The sequence below is a fragment of the Chryseobacterium lathyri genome (assembly GCF_019970085.1).
Lineage (GTDB): Bacteria > Bacteroidota > Bacteroidia > Flavobacteriales > Weeksellaceae > Chryseobacterium > Chryseobacterium lathyri.
Genome location: NZ_JAHXYG010000002.1, coordinates 669,598 through 685,176 on the forward strand (window position 1 = coordinate 669,598; position 15,579 = coordinate 685,176).

Annotated in this window: 14 protein-coding genes; 7 read left to right on the forward strand and 7 right to left on the reverse strand. The window is 37.9% G+C overall.

Annotated features, from left to right (window positions below; all coding sequences use genetic code 11):
* Positions 1–68: 68 nt before the first annotated feature.
* The 4 genes from trpD to LC418_RS08390 all read right to left on the reverse strand — a co-directional run bounded on the left by trpD (position 69) and on the right by LC418_RS08390 (position 4,092).
* Complete coding sequence (trpD, locus tag LC418_RS08375) at positions 69–1,058, reverse strand: anthranilate phosphoribosyltransferase (RefSeq protein ID WP_223558891.1); 990 nt, start codon at positions 1,056–1,058, stop codon at positions 69–71.
* Between the two features lie 32 nt (positions 1,059–1,090).
* Positions 1,091–1,699, reverse strand: coding sequence for an anthranilate synthase component II (locus LC418_RS08380; RefSeq protein ID WP_111957822.1), 609 nt, complete (start codon positions 1,697–1,699; stop codon positions 1,091–1,093).
* Between the two features lie 74 nt (positions 1,700–1,773).
* Positions 1,774–3,198 carry an anthranilate synthase component I family protein gene (locus LC418_RS08385; RefSeq protein ID WP_223558742.1) on the reverse strand — a complete coding sequence of 475 codons (1,425 nt, stop codon included), beginning with the start codon at positions 3,196–3,198 and terminating at the stop codon, positions 1,774–1,776.
* A gap of 249 nt (positions 3,199–3,447) precedes the next feature.
* Complete coding sequence (locus tag LC418_RS08390; protein ID WP_111957818.1) at positions 3,448–4,092, reverse strand: hypothetical protein; 645 nt, start codon at positions 4,090–4,092, stop codon at positions 3,448–3,450.
* A 139-nt stretch (positions 4,093–4,231) separates the two neighbouring features.
* Here LC418_RS08390 and LC418_RS08395 point away from each other — a divergent pair, with 139 nt between their 5' ends.
* From LC418_RS08395 to lysS, 4 genes are all read left to right on the forward strand, one after another.
* Positions 4,232–4,423, forward strand: a complete 192-nt coding sequence (locus LC418_RS08395; protein WP_223558743.1) for a hypothetical protein — start codon at positions 4,232–4,234, stop codon at positions 4,421–4,423.
* Positions 4,423–4,797 (forward strand): c-type cytochrome, encoded by a 375-nt coding sequence (locus tag LC418_RS08400; protein ID WP_223558744.1) that lies wholly within the window; start codon positions 4,423–4,425, stop codon positions 4,795–4,797. Before LC418_RS08395 ends, LC418_RS08400 begins: the two co-directional genes overlap by 1 nt.
* A gap of 3 nt (positions 4,798–4,800) precedes the next feature.
* Positions 4,801–5,727, forward strand: a complete 927-nt coding sequence (gene rlmF / locus LC418_RS08405; RefSeq protein WP_223558745.1) for a 23S rRNA (adenine(1618)-N(6))-methyltransferase RlmF — start codon at positions 4,801–4,803, stop codon at positions 5,725–5,727.
* Positions 5,728–6,142: 415 nt separating this feature from the next.
* Entirely contained in the window at positions 6,143–7,840 is a 1,698-nt protein-coding gene (lysS, locus tag LC418_RS08410) for a lysine--tRNA ligase (protein ID WP_223558746.1), read from the forward strand.
* Between the two features lie 35 nt (positions 7,841–7,875).
* Here lysS and LC418_RS08415 read toward each other — a convergent pair whose 3' ends face one another.
* Genes LC418_RS08415 through LC418_RS08425 form a run of 3 tightly spaced genes read right to left on the reverse strand, consistent with a single transcriptional unit; the run spans position 7,876 to position 10,739 of the window.
* Positions 7,876–8,391, reverse strand: a complete 516-nt coding sequence (locus LC418_RS08415) for a ClbS/DfsB family four-helix bundle protein (RefSeq protein WP_223558747.1) — start codon at positions 8,389–8,391, stop codon at positions 7,876–7,878.
* 3 nt (positions 8,392–8,394) lie between these two features.
* Complete coding sequence (locus LC418_RS08420; RefSeq protein WP_111957798.1) at positions 8,395–9,399, reverse strand: cytochrome d ubiquinol oxidase subunit II; 1,005 nt, start codon at positions 9,397–9,399, stop codon at positions 8,395–8,397.
* The gene (locus LC418_RS08425; RefSeq protein WP_111957920.1) at positions 9,396–10,739 is read right to left on the reverse strand and encodes a cytochrome ubiquinol oxidase subunit I; all 1,344 of its coding nucleotides are present in this window, start codon (positions 10,737–10,739) and stop codon (positions 9,396–9,398) included. The genes LC418_RS08420 and LC418_RS08425 overlap by 4 nt, the downstream gene beginning before the upstream one ends.
* Before the next feature lie 230 nt (positions 10,740–10,969).
* Here LC418_RS08425 and gyrB point away from each other — a divergent pair, with 230 nt between their 5' ends.
* The 3 genes from gyrB to LC418_RS08440 all read left to right on the forward strand — a co-directional run bounded on the left by gyrB (position 10,970) and on the right by LC418_RS08440 (position 15,577).
* Positions 10,970–12,904: a DNA topoisomerase (ATP-hydrolyzing) subunit B gene (gene gyrB, locus LC418_RS08430; RefSeq protein ID WP_111957796.1), complete on the forward strand. Its 1,935-nt coding sequence runs from the start codon at positions 10,970–10,972 to the stop codon at positions 12,902–12,904.
* A gap of 84 nt (positions 12,905–12,988) precedes the next feature.
* Entirely contained in the window at positions 12,989–13,414 is a 426-nt protein-coding gene (locus tag LC418_RS08435) for a DUF5684 domain-containing protein (RefSeq protein ID WP_223558748.1), read from the forward strand.
* A gap of 270 nt (positions 13,415–13,684) precedes the next feature.
* Positions 13,685–15,577: a DUF3857 domain-containing protein gene (locus tag LC418_RS08440; protein WP_223558749.1), complete on the forward strand. Its 1,893-nt coding sequence runs from the start codon at positions 13,685–13,687 to the stop codon at positions 15,575–15,577.
* The last annotated feature ends 2 nt before the right edge of the window (positions 15,578–15,579 follow it).

Consider the following 15,579-nt stretch of genomic DNA (forward strand, 5'->3'; position numbering starts at 1 on the left):
CGGAGAAGAGTTTAAATTTTTATTATCAACTAATAACCAGCAGCTAGCAACTAATTAATTATCAAATATTAGCCATTTACCAGTAATTCAAGGCTTCTTAGTGCCTTTCCACTTTCCAGACTTTCTTTTGTCAGTGCAAGGCAATCTTCATAGGTTCCGAATTTTTTTGTGTGGAAAAGAGCAGTTGATGCATTGGCAAGAACCACAGCGTTTTGTTGTGCCGAACCTTTTCCTTCCAGGATATTCCTGAAAATCTTAGCTGATTCCTGAGGGGTTTCTCCCGATTTAATGCTTTCCGGACTTACAGAATCAAATCCCAGATCCCGGGCAGAATAAATTTCTTCACCATGTTTCGTAATAATCTTGCTGTCCTGGGTAAGGCTTATTTCATCATATCCATCCAGGCCATGTACAAGGATAAACTCGCGCTCTTCTTTCTGCAAGAGGTATTGGTAAATTCTTGCAATTTCAAGATTATAAACTCCAATTACGGAATATTTAGGTTTCGCAGGATTGACCAACGGACCCAACAAATTGAAAAACGTTCTAAGTCCTAAGGCTTTCCTCAAAGCACCTACAGATTGAAGAGCAGGATGAAAATACGGAGCGTGCAGAAAACATATATTGGCTTTTTCAAGGTCTTTATTCAGCTGATCTGAAGTATTTTTGAACTGATAACCAAGTTCTTCCATGACATTGGATGATCCTGTGGTAGCAGATGCCCCGTAATTTCCGTGTTTGGCAACTTTCTGTCCAGTTCCCGCAACGACAAAGCTTGCCAGCGTTGATATATTGATCGTATTTTTGCCATCGCCTCCGGTTCCTACAATGTCCATCGTATCGTGATGGTCAAGATGTACGGGAACGGCCATTTGCAGAAGTGCTTCTCTGAAACCTTCCAGTTCTTTTAAGGTAATATTCCGCATCAGAAAAACACTGATAAATGCAGTGACTTCTGCAGAATTGAATTTATTCTGTGCGATCTCGATCATTGTTGCCTTTGCTTCCGATTTGGACAAAGTCTGATGATTGAACAGGTATTGGAGGATTTCTTTCATCTGGGGTGCTTTTATAGGTGTTTCTGTAGTTTTCAATGTAAAAGAAAGTTTTTGATTATCACTTCCCCGTCAGGAGTTAAAATGCTTTCAGGGTGGAATTGTACCCCATGTACATCATAGGTTTTATGCTGCAGTGCCATGATCATTCCATCTTTGTCTACGGCTGTAATTTCCAGTTCTTCAGGAAAGCCTTCCGGGTTGACGGCCCAGCTGTGGTATCTTCCCACTTCCATTCCTGAAGCTAGGTTTTTGAAAATTTTAGTGTTTTCTTTAACCAGTTCGGCAGAAGTAGCCACCCCATGAAAAATTTCAGAAAGATTGATCAGGCTTCCTCCAAAAGCTTCAGCAATAGCTTGTTGTCCGAGACAAACGCCTAAAATACTTTTTGTAGGGGCGTATTCCCTGATCAGATCCAGTAAAATTCCTGCTTCTTCCGGAATACCGGGACCTGGCGAAAGGATAATTTTATCATATTTCCCGATCTCTTCCAAAGTGATCTGATCATTTCTTACGACATCTACTTTCTGATCCAGAATTCGTTCAATGATCTGGACAAGGTTGTAAGTAAAGCTGTCGTAGTTATCAAAAACCAGAACTTTAAGTTGATTAGGAGTTGCTGGTTGGTTTATATCGTTGCTCATTTTTTGTTTTTTAATTGTTGGGGGAGTTGATTGTTGCTGGTTGTCGGTTGATAGTTATTGTTAGCTAATCACTTTTAGCTCATCACTATTTTACCTGCTTTGTCAACTGCTTTTTTCAGCGCATTTAATTTATTATTCACTTCCTGCAGCTCATTTTCAGGGACAGATTTTGCTACCAGTCCGGCTCCGGCCTGATAATAAAGGGTATTGTTCCGGCTTAAAAAAGTACGGATCATAATGGCCTGGTTGCAGGTTCCGTTTAATCCGATCATTCCGATGCATCCTCCGTAATAACCTCGGGAGTCTTTTTCATACTGATCGATAAGCTGAAGGGCTTTATGTTTGGGAGCACCACTTAGAGTTCCCTGTGGAAACGTAGCGGAAACCATATCAAGAGGATTGATGTTTTCCGGAAGATCGGCAGTAACTTCGCTTACCATATGGATGACATGGGAAAAAAGCTGGATCTCTTTCAGTTTGGTGACAGTTACATTTTTGCCTAGTTTGCCAAGGTCGTTTCTTGCTAAATCTACCAGCATGGTATGTTCCGCATTTTCCTTCGGATCATTTTTTAAAGCCTCAATAGACTGGAGATCAGTTTCCAGATGTCCGGTTCTCTTGAAAGTCCCTGCAATAGGGTGAATGACAGCTTTATTGTCTTTGATGATCAGCTGGCTTTCGGGACTGGAACCGAATAATTTATAGTTTCCGTAATCGAAAAAGAAAAGATAGGGAGAAGGGTTGATATTCCTAAGGGCACGGTATACATTGAATTCGTCCCCTTTGAATTTCTGTTCAAACCTTCTGCTTAAAACCAGTTGGAAGACATCACCTCTCATACAGTGTTTCTGAGCTGTTTTTACCAGTTCGATATATTCTTCATCGGTAAGATTAGAAGTTTCGCTGTCAATTTTTTCGAAAGGATAGACCGGAGTATTCTGGTTTCTGATCAGGTTTTCCAACAGATAAAGTTCAGATTTTAACCCCGGGATTTGATTTTCGATAATGTGCATCTCATCATTGTAATGATTGATGGCAATAACGTATTGGTAAAGTCTGTAACGAAGAATAGGAATTTCTACTTCAGGACTCTGTGGCTTTAAGCTGATGTCTTCAAAAAACTGTACGGCTTCAAAGCTTGTATATCCGAAAAGGCTTTGCGCTGTCTGTTCAATAGGATCATGCGTGGTTTCACATTCAAAAACGCTTTGGAATTCCTCAAAAATCTCCGTTATATTTCGTTCAGCTATCAATTGCTTTACGGGATCTGAGCCCGGCAGCTTGATTTCAAATTCAGTAAGATTTTTAACCTCAATTCCAGCAACGGCATTCACTGCGATAAAAGAGAAATTATTATCAATATTCTTAGAATCCGAACTTTCCAGAAGGATGGTATCCCGGAATCTGTCCCTGATCTGAAGATAGATGTTCATTGGAGTATAAAGGTCTCCCAGTGTTTTTTTAGAACCGGTCTTTATTTTTATTTTCTGAGTGGTCATCTGACTTGTATTTTTTGTTTTGGATTAAATAAAAAAGGCTTCAACGGAATCCGTCAAAGCCTATATATTGTTTATTTTAATTATTCTGCTATCTCATTAGCAACATGACAATACCTCCAGACCCGACGAAGAGTTTGAAAGCCACCACCAAATATTGTTGCTCATATTAAACATGGTACAAATGTAGAAATTTTTTTAATATAAAAACAAAAAACGGCCAAAAATAAAAAAACTTAATATGGAGATCTTTTATTTAAGTTGCTTCAATTCCTTTTTTAATTCCTCAATTTTTGTTTTGTATTCGTCATTGTTATAGGAACTTACATAATCCTCTAAAGCTGAAATGTATTCTTCAATAAACTCTTTATTCGTTCTGTCCGCTTCATATTTGATCTTTGCGGAGTTTACCGGAGCCATCTTTTCATACTGCAGCAAAGCGTTTCCTTCTTCAGACTGATAATACAGGATTACTATGTTTTTTTCATATCCCGGAATATATTTTACAGGGAAATACTGTTCCGTTCTGGGGATTCTGATGGCATTTTCAATCGGATAAATAGTAGCACTTGTTGTTGAAAAATAAGTTGAAACATATTTTCCATCCTGCTTTTTTACAATGGCTTCATAATCATGAATATACATCTCATTCAGGGTAGAGTTGGTTTCTACATCGGAGGTGATAATGGCTGTACTTTCTACCCCATATTTATTTAAAAACCATGCGTTCAGATACTGTCCGGCGACACCGTTCAGAATAGCAAGAGGGAGAATCGGGGCCAGAAACCATGCTTTTTTGGTAACATAAGAAAGTAAACCAAAGAATACTAAAAGTATGATCACGGTGTAAAAACCATGATGACTGGTGAAAAACAGAATTTTGGATATAAAAATCATACCCTAAATTTAAAATTATCGAAGGACATAATCATTATCTAATCATTAATTTTCTTGAAAAATATGTGTAATGTGGAGATAAGTCATAAGTTTAAAAGCTTATTTTTTATACTTTTGTCTAAATTTTATAGAAAAAATAATGAAAAAAGTATTAGCAATTGCATTCATTGGGAGTTTGTTCGTAGTAAACTGCTCTAAAAAACCGGATCATAATTTACAGGACAGCAACACAATGCTGCCAGAACCAGATGCTCCAACAGTAGTAGATTCTACAGCTAAAACAGCTACTCCTGAGGCTGCTAAAACAGATTCTACCGCAGCAAAAAAATAATGAAAAAATTCCTTTTGGCAGGAACTATAGGATTTCTGATCCTTTCCTGTTCTAAAAAAGAAAACGCGGAGGTACCAAGTATGCCTGCCGAAACATCCGCTGTTTCGGAACCGGCAAAAGCTAATCTTTCAGGTGACCAGATCATCGAAACATTAGACTGTTCAGGTTGCCATGCCGTGAATGAGAGAATGATAGGACCTTCTTATAAGGAGATCGCAGAAAAATATTCTGAAAAAGATATTGAGCTGCTGGCTTCCAAGATCATAGAAGGCGGGAGCGGAGTTTGGGGAGGCGTTCCGATGGCTGCCCATCCACAGGTATCTAAAGAAGATGCCAAAAAAATGGTAGAATATATTCTGAGTCAGAAAAAATAAATAATGTCTACTGAAAAATCCAGTCTGCACACAAGAAATCTGCATCGCAATCCCTATGATTTTGATCAGCTTATTTCTTGTGTGCCAGAACTGAAACACTATGTGTTCGTTAATGCTTACGAAACGCAGACCATTAACTTTAGCCTTCCCAAAGCGGTAAAACTGCTTAACCAGGCATTACTTTTACATTTTTACCATATCAAAAACTGGGATATTCCCGAAACCAATCTTTGTCCTCCTATTCCCGGACGGGCTGATTATATCCATTATATTGCCGATCTTATCGCCGAACAGCAGCCTGAAATCCCGACAGGGACTTCTGTGTCAGGGTTAGATATCGGAACAGGAGCGAATCTTGTTTATCCCTTACTGGCTCACAGATCTTATGGATGGAAGATGATGGGAACAGATATTAATAAGGATTCGTTGGAAAATGCACGGCGTATTTTGGATCAAAACCCGGATTTATTATCTGTTATTCCATTAAAACAACAGCCTGATTCCAATCATATCTTTAAAAATATTATCGAATCTGGAGACCGTTTTGCATTTTCTATGTGTAATCCTCCTTTTCATGATTCCGAAGAATCTGCGCTGAAAGGAAACATTAGAAAAACAAAGAATATCAATAAATCAAAGTCTAAAAAGCCTCTTCTTAATTTTGGAGGACAACAATCCGAATTATGGTGTGAAGGTGGTGAACTGGCTTTTATCTCAAAAATGATTGAGGAAAGTGTTCAGTATTCCTCACAGGTCCTTTGGTTCACATGTTTGGTGTCTAAAAAAGACAACCTATATAAGCTCAACACACTATTAAAAAAAGTCAAAGCATTAGAAATTAAAACCATTGATATGGCTCAGGGGCAAAAGATAAGCAGAATGCTGGCCTGGACATTTATTCCTGAGAAGGATAGGACAGGGTGGATATAAGATGTAAATAGTCAATTTTGCTGCGCAAGTGAAAGGTTAATGGTAACCTTCACTAATAATTCACTGTGAAACAGATTCACCATTGACAGTTCACTTTTCACAATTAAAGTCAATAGTCAATTTTGCTGTGCAAGTGAAAGGTTAATGGTAACCTTCACTAATAATTCACTGCAAAGCAGATTCACTATTGACAATTCACTTTTACAATTGAAGTCACTGGTCAATTTTGCTGCGCAAGTCAAATGTCAATGATAATCCTACCAAAAAACTCACTGTGAAGCGGGATTTCCTACTGACAATTCACGCTTAAGCTGCTAATAGTCAATGATAATCTCCGTTGACAAGCAAATTCACAATTCATAATTGACAAATCACTAAAAATGCCTAAATTTGTACGCTTTTAGAAAAATAAGAAATGCAATTATCAGAACAAGAAATCATTAGAAGAGAAAAGCTGAATAAGCTTACTGAAATGGGAATTAATGCATTCCCTGCGGAGGAGTATACCATTACAGATACTACAGAATCTATAAAACAGGATTTTTCTGAAAATAAACAGGTGAAGATCGCTGGTAGATTGATGTCCCGCAGAATTCAGGGGAAGGCTTCTTTTGCTGAATTGCAGGACTCTAAAGGTAAGATCCAGGTTTATTTTAACAGAGACGAGATCTGTCCGGGTGAAGATAAAGAGCTTTATAATGAAGTGTATAAGCATTTGTTGGATATCGGTGATATTATCGGTATTGAAGGAACTTTATTCACTACTCAGGTAGGAGAAATGACAATTTTGGTAAAAAACTTTACGCTTCTTACCAAAGCTTTACGTCCGCTTCCTCAAGCTAAAACTGATGAAAATGGAGTAGTGCACGACGGATTTACAGATCCTGAATTGAGATACAGACAGCGTTACGTAGATTTAACGGTTAACCCACAGGTAAAAGAAATCTTTGTAAAGAGAACAAAAATGTTCAATGCAATGAGAACTTTCTTCAACGATGCCGGATATTTTGAAGTGGAAACACCTATCCTGCAGTCGATTCCTGGAGGAGCGGCAGCAAAACCGTTTATCACACATCACAATGCTTTAGATATTCCGTTATATTTAAGAATTGCCAACGAATTATATCTGAAAAGACTTATCGTAGGAGGTTTCGACGGGGTTTATGAGTTCTCTAAAAACTTCAGAAATGAAGGAATGGACAGAACGCACAATCCTGAATTTACAGCTATGGAGATCTATGTAGCTTACAAAGACTACAACTGGATGATGGATTTCACAGAAAAACTTCTGGAATTCTGTGCAGTTCAGGTGAATGGAAGTGCAGAATCTACTTTCGGAGAGCATACCATCAACTGGAAAGCGCCTTATCCAAGAGTTTCTATGACGGAAGCGATCCAAAAATATACAGGTTTCGATATCACTGGAAAAACTGAACAGGAATTGTTTGATTTTGCTAAATCTATCGGAATTGATGTGAATGAAACGATGGGGAAAGGAAAATTAATTGATGAGATCTTCGGAGAAAAATGTGAAGGAAACTTCATCCAGCCGACGTTTATCACGGATTACCCGATTGAAATGTCTCCTTTGACAAAGAAACACAGAAGCAAAGAAGGCTTAACGGAGCGTTTTGAATTAATGGTTTGTGGAAAAGAAATTGCAAACGCTTATTCAGAGCTTAATGATCCAATCGATCAAAGAGAGCGTTTTGAATCCCAGATGGCCTTATCAGAAAGAGGAGATGATGAAGCGATGTTCATTGACCAAGATTTCTTAAGAGCACTGGAATACGGTATGCCTCCAACTTCCGGATTAGGAATCGGTATGGACAGGTTAATCATGTTCTTAACGAACAACGCATCTATCCAGGAAGTATTATTCTTCCCTCAGATGAGACCGGAAAAAACAGTTCCTCAGATTGAATTAGGTGAAGATGAAAAAGTAATCCTTGAAATCCTTAATTCTCAGGAAGAACCGTTTACACTAGCTGAAGTGAAAGAAAGAAGCCAGTTATCCGGTAAAAAGTGGGATAAAGCTTCTAAAACTTTGACTAAGAATAATCTTGTGAAAGTAGATAAGATTGATGATCAGCTTTTGATAAAACTGATATAATCTAGAATATGAAATAAATATAAACCGGTACAGAATCACTCTGTACCGGTTTCTTTTTTCCATTTACGCAGCTGAGTCCTGAAATTCTTGAACGGTGCTACAGTATTGATATGAATCCATTTCCAGACGGGCCATTTTGCGGGTGTTGTAGCCCACTTTCTCTGTTCAGGAACAAATAATGTTTCATAATCAAGGGTTTCAACCCATTCTACAATCTCATTGACCTGATTCTTCAGAATCTCTCTTTGCTGATGAAGGCTTAAAGCTCCGTATTCTTTATAAAAAGTTTCATATAAACCACCTAGATTATTCCACTTATACCCCGGTGCGGGAGTCTGTACCGTTATTCCTTTTTTTTCATCCGATTCCCATTGCAGCAGAAGACGGGTCCAGCCAAGCTGATACGATATATTCTGTGAAGGACTTTTATCAACTCCCGGTTTCAGAAGATCTTTTTCGTTCTCGGGAATGTCATTAAACTCTTTATCATAAAGCAGATAATTCTCTTTTATAGCTTCTATAAGTTCGGTTTTGTCTTTATACTGAATCATATCTTACTTTCTCTGCTTACTGAATGAAGCCATCAGGTAAAATAAAAACGGAAGAATAAACAAAGAGCCGAGCATCAATGCCCAACCCAGAGCATTAATAGTTTTTGGAGGAGCCATGTGTTCAAGTAATGAAAGATGTTGTCCGTTTCCGAGCAATATGATATCGGGATTATGCTGGTAAGTAGCTGCAACCAAGATCATTACCATCTGGAACCCTGCCAGTGCACGTACAGGAAGCAGTTTCCGCTGATGCAGGGCACGGAGAATCAATGCTAAAGCTACTGTAGCAAAGGAAATTGCCATAACGCCTAATGGTTTTGAAAATACCCACATCACCAAAGGAATATCGGAAATATAGGCTGTTAAAAACACCAGCATACCTGTGATTACGACAAAAACCATAGTTTGTTTAGATTTTTTGATCATCAATGTAAGATCAGCCTTATCGCGGGTTTCTCTTAATGAAAAGATAGAGGCCAGATATGCACATAATGATACGGTAAACAAACCTACGGAAACACCGAACCAGTTCAGCCAGCTGAAAATATATAAGTCCAGAAATCCAACCGCATCCGGATTAATGGAATGTGAAACGGTAGCCGCTGCAATCAGTCCTAAGAAAAATGGAGTTAACAGACTTGCGTAGTAAAAGATCTGGGTATATAAAATCTGCCAGTTATCTTTTACAGCATCATAATGTCTGAAAGTAAAAGCTGTTCCCCTTGCAATAATTCCCAAAAGCATCAGAACCAGAGGAATATGAAGATAGGTAGACATGGTGGTGTAAATCTCAGGAAATCCTACAAAAAGAATAACGATCGCAATGATCAGCCACATGTGATTGGCTTCCCAAACGGGTGCGATGGATTGGTACATGATCTCCTCTGTTTTATGACGTGCTTTTTTATGGGTAAAAAGCTCAACAATTCCGGCGCCGAAATCAGCACCGCCCAAAATGATATAAAGGCAGATAGAAAGCCACAGAAATCCTATAACAACGTAGATCATGATTTTTTGTTTTTATCGTTAAACTGAGCGTCTGTAGGGTCATAAAGTTTCGGTACCATCTGGATCTGTCTTCTTAAAAGAAAGATAATAATCAGGGATAATGACACAAAAATAGCCGTAAAAAAGTAAAATGAATACTGTATTCCCGGCATAGGCGTTACAGCATCTGCTGTTTTCATAATTCCATAAATGATCCATGGCTGTCTTCCAACCTCTGTTACTGTCCATCCTGCCTCCAAAGCGATATATCCGAAAGGTGTTGCGAACAGGAATGTTTTTAAAAGCCAGTTTTTAGTCAGCCATTCCTTTTTAAAGAAGAAGGCATACAGATAAATACTTCCGATGATAATCATGACCACACCGAAGAAGATCATAATTTGGAAAGCGTAATGCACAACAGCTACCGGAGGCCATTCATCACGCGGGAAATCATTTAATCCTTTTACTTCATGGTTGAAATCATTGCTTACCAGGAAGCTTAAAACTTTTGGGATTTTTACTGCATATTTCACTTCTCCTTTTTCTTCATCAGGAATTCCGCCAATAACGAAAGGTGCTCCTTTTTCAGTTTCAAAGTGAGCCTCCATTGCGGCAAGTTTAATAGGTTGTCTTTCCGCAACGGATTTAGCCGCTACATCACCGCTTAAAGGCGCTCCAAATGCCCCAATTAATGCAAATCCTGCAGCAATTCTGAATGCTTTCGTATGGAATTCCACATTCTTTTTCTTCATAATTAAAAAAGCATGAACCCCTGCAACGGCAAATCCTGTTGCACAGAATGCAGCAACTGTCATATGAAGAGCCTGAGGAAACCATGCATCATTGAACATAGCCTTTATAGGATCTATATTGGTATATTGCCCGTTGATATAATCAAAACCTGTCGGCGAATTCATCCAGGCATTAGCTGCCACAACCAGAATTCCGGAAGCGAGTCCGCTTAATCCTACCAGAAATCCACAGAACCAATGGAACCATTTGTTGAATTTTTCCCATCCATAAAGAAAGAATCCTATAGCAATAGCCTCAATAAAAAATGCAGTCCCTTCGAGAGAAAACGGCATTCCGAAAATCGGTCCGGCATGTTTCATGAATCCCGGCCACAGAAGGCCAAGCTCAAAAGAAAGCATGGTCCCCGAAACGGCACCGGTTGCAAAAAGAATGGCAACTCCCTTGCTCCAGGCTTTTGTAAGGCCTTTATATACTTCATTATTGGTTTTAAGGTATTTCCAGTGAGCGAAGGCCATCAGAAAAGGCATTACCATTCCCACACAGGCGAAAATGATATGAAAGCCCAGTGAGAGAGCCATCTGCGCGCGGGCTGCAATAAAATCATCCATATAATCAACTTTTGAGTAAATAAATTTAAGCATAAAATACGGATGTATAATATGATTTTATACAGATGATATTTGAGAAATAGGTAATAACTTTAAGCTTTTTTAGATAAAACAGTACTCCTGGTTTTAATAAAAACTCTCATCTTTTTTGACATATTTTAACTTTCATAAGTCGAAAAAAATCACGATATTTGTAGGTCTTTGCATTAGGCAAAATTTATTAATTTTATATGAGTCAAAAACAATATACAGCTAGCAGTATCCAGGCCTTAGAGGGTATGGAACACGTTCGACTAAGACCATCAATGTACATTGGAGATGTAGGAGTAAGAGGTCTTCATCATTTGGTTTATGAAGTAGTAGATAACTCTATTGACGAGGCTTTGGCAGGGTATTGCGATACCATTTTGGTAACCATCCACAAAGGGGAGAGTATCTCTGTAAAAGATAACGGTAGAGGAATTCCTGTAGATTTTCACGAAAAAGAACAAAAATCTGCTTTAGAGGTTGTCATGACTAAAATTGGAGCAGGTGGAAAATTTGATAAAGATTCTTACAAAGTATCCGGAGGTCTTCACGGAGTGGGAGTATCGTGTGTGAATGCACTTTCTACTTTATTGGTGGCTACAGTAAGCCTTAACGGGAAATTATATCAACAGAAATATTCAGAGGGTAAAGCCCTTGCAGATGTTGCTGAAATAGGAACTACCACTGAAAGAGGAACAGAAGTTTTCTTCCAACCAGATGCTACGATCTTTCAGGAAACTGTTTACAACTATGACACCCTTGCAACAAGGTTACGTGAACTGGCTTTTCTTAACAAAGGAATTACAATAACGCTTGTTGATGAAAGAGCAGAGAACGAAGACGGATCTTTCGCGATGGAAGTTTTCCATTCAGAAGGAGGTTTAAAGGAATTCGTTGAATTTATCGACGGAAACAGGGAGTCTATCATGGAGAATGTGATTTTCATGGAAGCGGAAAGAGATGATATTCCTGTAGAAGTTGCTATGCGTTATAACACGTCATTCAGCGAAAATCTCCACTCTTATGTAAATAATATCAATACCCATGAAGGGGGAACTCACCTTGCTGGCTTCAGACGTGCTTTGACAAGAACGTTGAAGAAGTATGCTGATGATTTAGGAATCCCACAAAAAGAAAAAGTAGAAATTACAGGAGATGATTTCCGTGAAGGGCTGACCGCTGTAATTTCTGTAAAAGTAATGGAACCTCAGTTTGAAGGACAGACCAAAACAAAACTGGGAAACTCCGAAGTTTCAGGTGCTGTAGATAAAATAGTAGGGGAAATGCTTACTAATTTCTTAGAAGAAAACCCTAATGAAGCGAAAATTATCGTTCAGAAAGTGGTTTTAGCTGCAAAAGCAAGACAAGCTGCTAAGAAGGCCCGTGAAATGGTTCAGAGAAAATCTCCGATGGGAGGCTCAGGACTTCCGGGGAAATTATCTGACTGTTCATCCAAAGATCCGGCAGAATCTGAACTATTCTTAGTAGAGGGAGATTCCGCAGGTGGAACTGCGAAACAAGGTAGAGACAGACATTTCCAGGCTATTTTACCATTAAGAGGTAAAATCCTGAACGTTGAAAAATCTATGCTTCACAAAGTATATGATAACGAGGAAATTAAGAATATCTATACCGCTCTTGGAGTTTCTGTAGGTACAGAAGAAGACAGCAAAGCCTTAAATATGGCTAAACTGAGATATCATAAAGTAGTGATTATGACCGATGCCGATATTGACGGTTCTCACATCTCCACTCTGATTCTTACCTTCTTCTTCAGATTTATGAAGGAACTTATTGAGAACGGATATATTTATATTGCTCAGCCACCTTTATATTTATTAAAGAAAGGAAACAAAAAAGTATATGCCTACAACGAGAAAGAGCGTGAAGAATTTACTTTAGAAATGGCTCCGGACGGAAAAGGTGTAGAAGTTCAGCGTTATAAAGGTCTTGGGGAAATGAACCCTGAACAGCTTTGGGAAACAACTCTTAACCCTGAGCACAGAATTTTAAAGCAGGTAACGATTGATAATGCAGTAGAGGCTGACAACATATTCTCAATGTTGATGGGAGATGAGGTTCCGCCAAGAAGAGAATTTATCGAGAAAAATGCAAAATATGCTAAGATCGACGCATAATTGTTATTAAAAATATATTAAGAAAAGCTTCTATTTATTAGAAGCTTTTTTTATATTTGGTGCAAACCAATAAAAAATAATACTATGTTAACTCTTTTACAAACAGACCCTTATGATGGGTCCGATGCAATGTCGGGTGCAGTAGCTGCAGGACTGGGAATGGGCACTATGATCTTCGGATTGCTTATTTATATATTTTATGGATACTGTATGTATAAAATATTTCAGAAAGCTGGCAGGGAAGATGCGTGGGCAGCTTTTGTACCGGTCTATAATATAATTGTACTGCTGGATATTGTAAAGAAACCAATTTGGTGGATCATTTTGTTCTTTATTCCTTTTGCTAATCTCTATGCATCATGGGTGGTCAATGACAGATTGGCGAAAGCTTTTGGTAAGGAAACCCCGGTTTATACCATTCTTTTGTTTTTCTTTGGATTTATTTTCGTGCCAGTTCTGGCTTTCAGCAGCGATGAATATGACAGCAACAGAATTCCCAATGATCAATGATTGATAATTAAAAAGATATTGGAAGACTTCAGAAATGGAGTCTTTTTTTATGTCTTTATTTAAAAGTGGAAAAATTTTAAATATAATGTTGAAAAAAAGAATTTCACGAAAAAATGATAAAAACATCCTCAATTAGAGATATAAACTGTTAAAATTATAATATGAAAGGGCTTTGATAATGAAGCCTTTTCTATAGTATTGTTCTTTATATTAAAATAAAAATTTAACATCTATTAAGATTTTATTATTTTTGCCCCAACTTTAATAACCATGATGAAAATTATAATTATTGGGGCCTTATCTACAGCCTCTTTATATTTTGCACAGACCTATCCTGTTTCTGCCATTCCTGAAAACCTGAAGAAAAATGCCAATGTTGTGATCAGGAAGGATTTTACAACGGCGCAGATTAATAAAATTGATGAAATAAAGTATCAGCATCATACAGTAATCACAGTTTTAAACAAAGATGGCGATTCTAAAGCGCAGGTTTATATTCCCTATCAAAAAGGAGACAATATTTCTGATGTTAAAGTTACCGTATATGATGAATCCGGAAAGAAAGTAAAGAGCTTTTCAAAATCAGATTTTGGTGACTTTGCCAACAATACACAAGGTGTATTTTATTCGGATAGCAGGATCCTAGCATTACCGTATACTTCTGCTTATTATCCCTATACAATTGATTTTTCGTATCAGATTACCGATGAGAATACGGTTTTTATTCCTGATTTTATACCGTTTTCTTCTCCCAATATATCTTTAGAAGAAGCTGGATTTAAAGTCATTAATAAGTCCGGGATTGACCTTAAAACGAAAACCTATCCTTCAAAATATAGCTATGCTTCCGTGTCCGTAGCTGATAATGGCAATGAAAAGACCTATTCCTATAAAAATGTTCCGGCAATAGATGATGCCTTGATGCTGCCTCAGCCTGAAAAGATCTTGCCTAAGGTAAGTTTTGCTCTTGCCAAATTCAATCTGGAAGGCAAGCAGGGAATATTGAGCAGCTGGACAGATTTTGGTACCTGGTATTATACTAACCTGGTAGAGCCTGTTTCTGCATCTACTCCGGCCATTAAAGCTGAAGTGGCTGCTTTGAAACTGGAAGGCACAACGGAGGAGAAAGTGAAAAAGATTTATCAGCATATGCAGTCGAAAACCAGGTATATATTTGTTGGGTTGGGAATCGGGGGATGGTTGCCAATGCTTCCGGACGAAGTTCAGAAGAAAGGGTATGGAGACTGTAAAGGGCTTACCAATTACATGAAAACCTTATTGAATGAAGCAGGAATTCCTTCTCATTACTGCGTGATCAATTCCGGCTCATCACAGGTTTCTTTCGATCCGGATTTTCCATCCATGGGTGGAAATCATGCTATTTTGATGGTGCCTACGGAAAAAGGAAATATCTGGCTGGAAAACACCTCCCAGCAGATTGCTTTTAACCATTTGAGCTACAGCACTACCGACAGAAATGTTCTTGCTGTAACCAAAAAAGGGATCGAACTTATCAATACACCTACCTATACAGCCGAACAGAACAGAGAAAAGCAGATATTGAAAATTAATCTTACAGAAGACAACAGCATCAACGGAGAAATCCAGTTTGCTTATACCGGAAGTCAGTATGATAATAATTTGCCTTATGCTTATTTATCGCCAAAAGAAAGAATTGAGGCAATGAAAGCAAGATTTGATGTTCTGAATTTTGAAAAAGTTGAAATGAAAGACTTTGAGAATGATAAAGACAATGCAGTGATAAAATTCAATGTGGATTTTAAAGCCAACAATTACTCTAAAAATACAGGAACGAACTTAATTTTCAGAGCAGTGCCTATTTTTACGAATAATTACTATAAATCAGATGAAAACAGAGAGCTTCCATTTGAGATAGGGCAGTCTTTCCAGGATGAATATGAGATTGATTTTATCATTCCAAAAAATTATAAAATTGATGAAGTCCCGGAAAATATGACCATCAATTCAGAATTCGGGACCTATAAACTGAACATAGTAAAAAATGGCGAATCATTGAAAGTCACACGCTTCATTAAAATTAACAAAGGGATATTTCCGAAAGAAAAATACAACGATTACGTGAGTTTCCGAAAAAAGACCCTAAATATTGATAATTCAAAAATCTTACTGACAAAAATCTAACC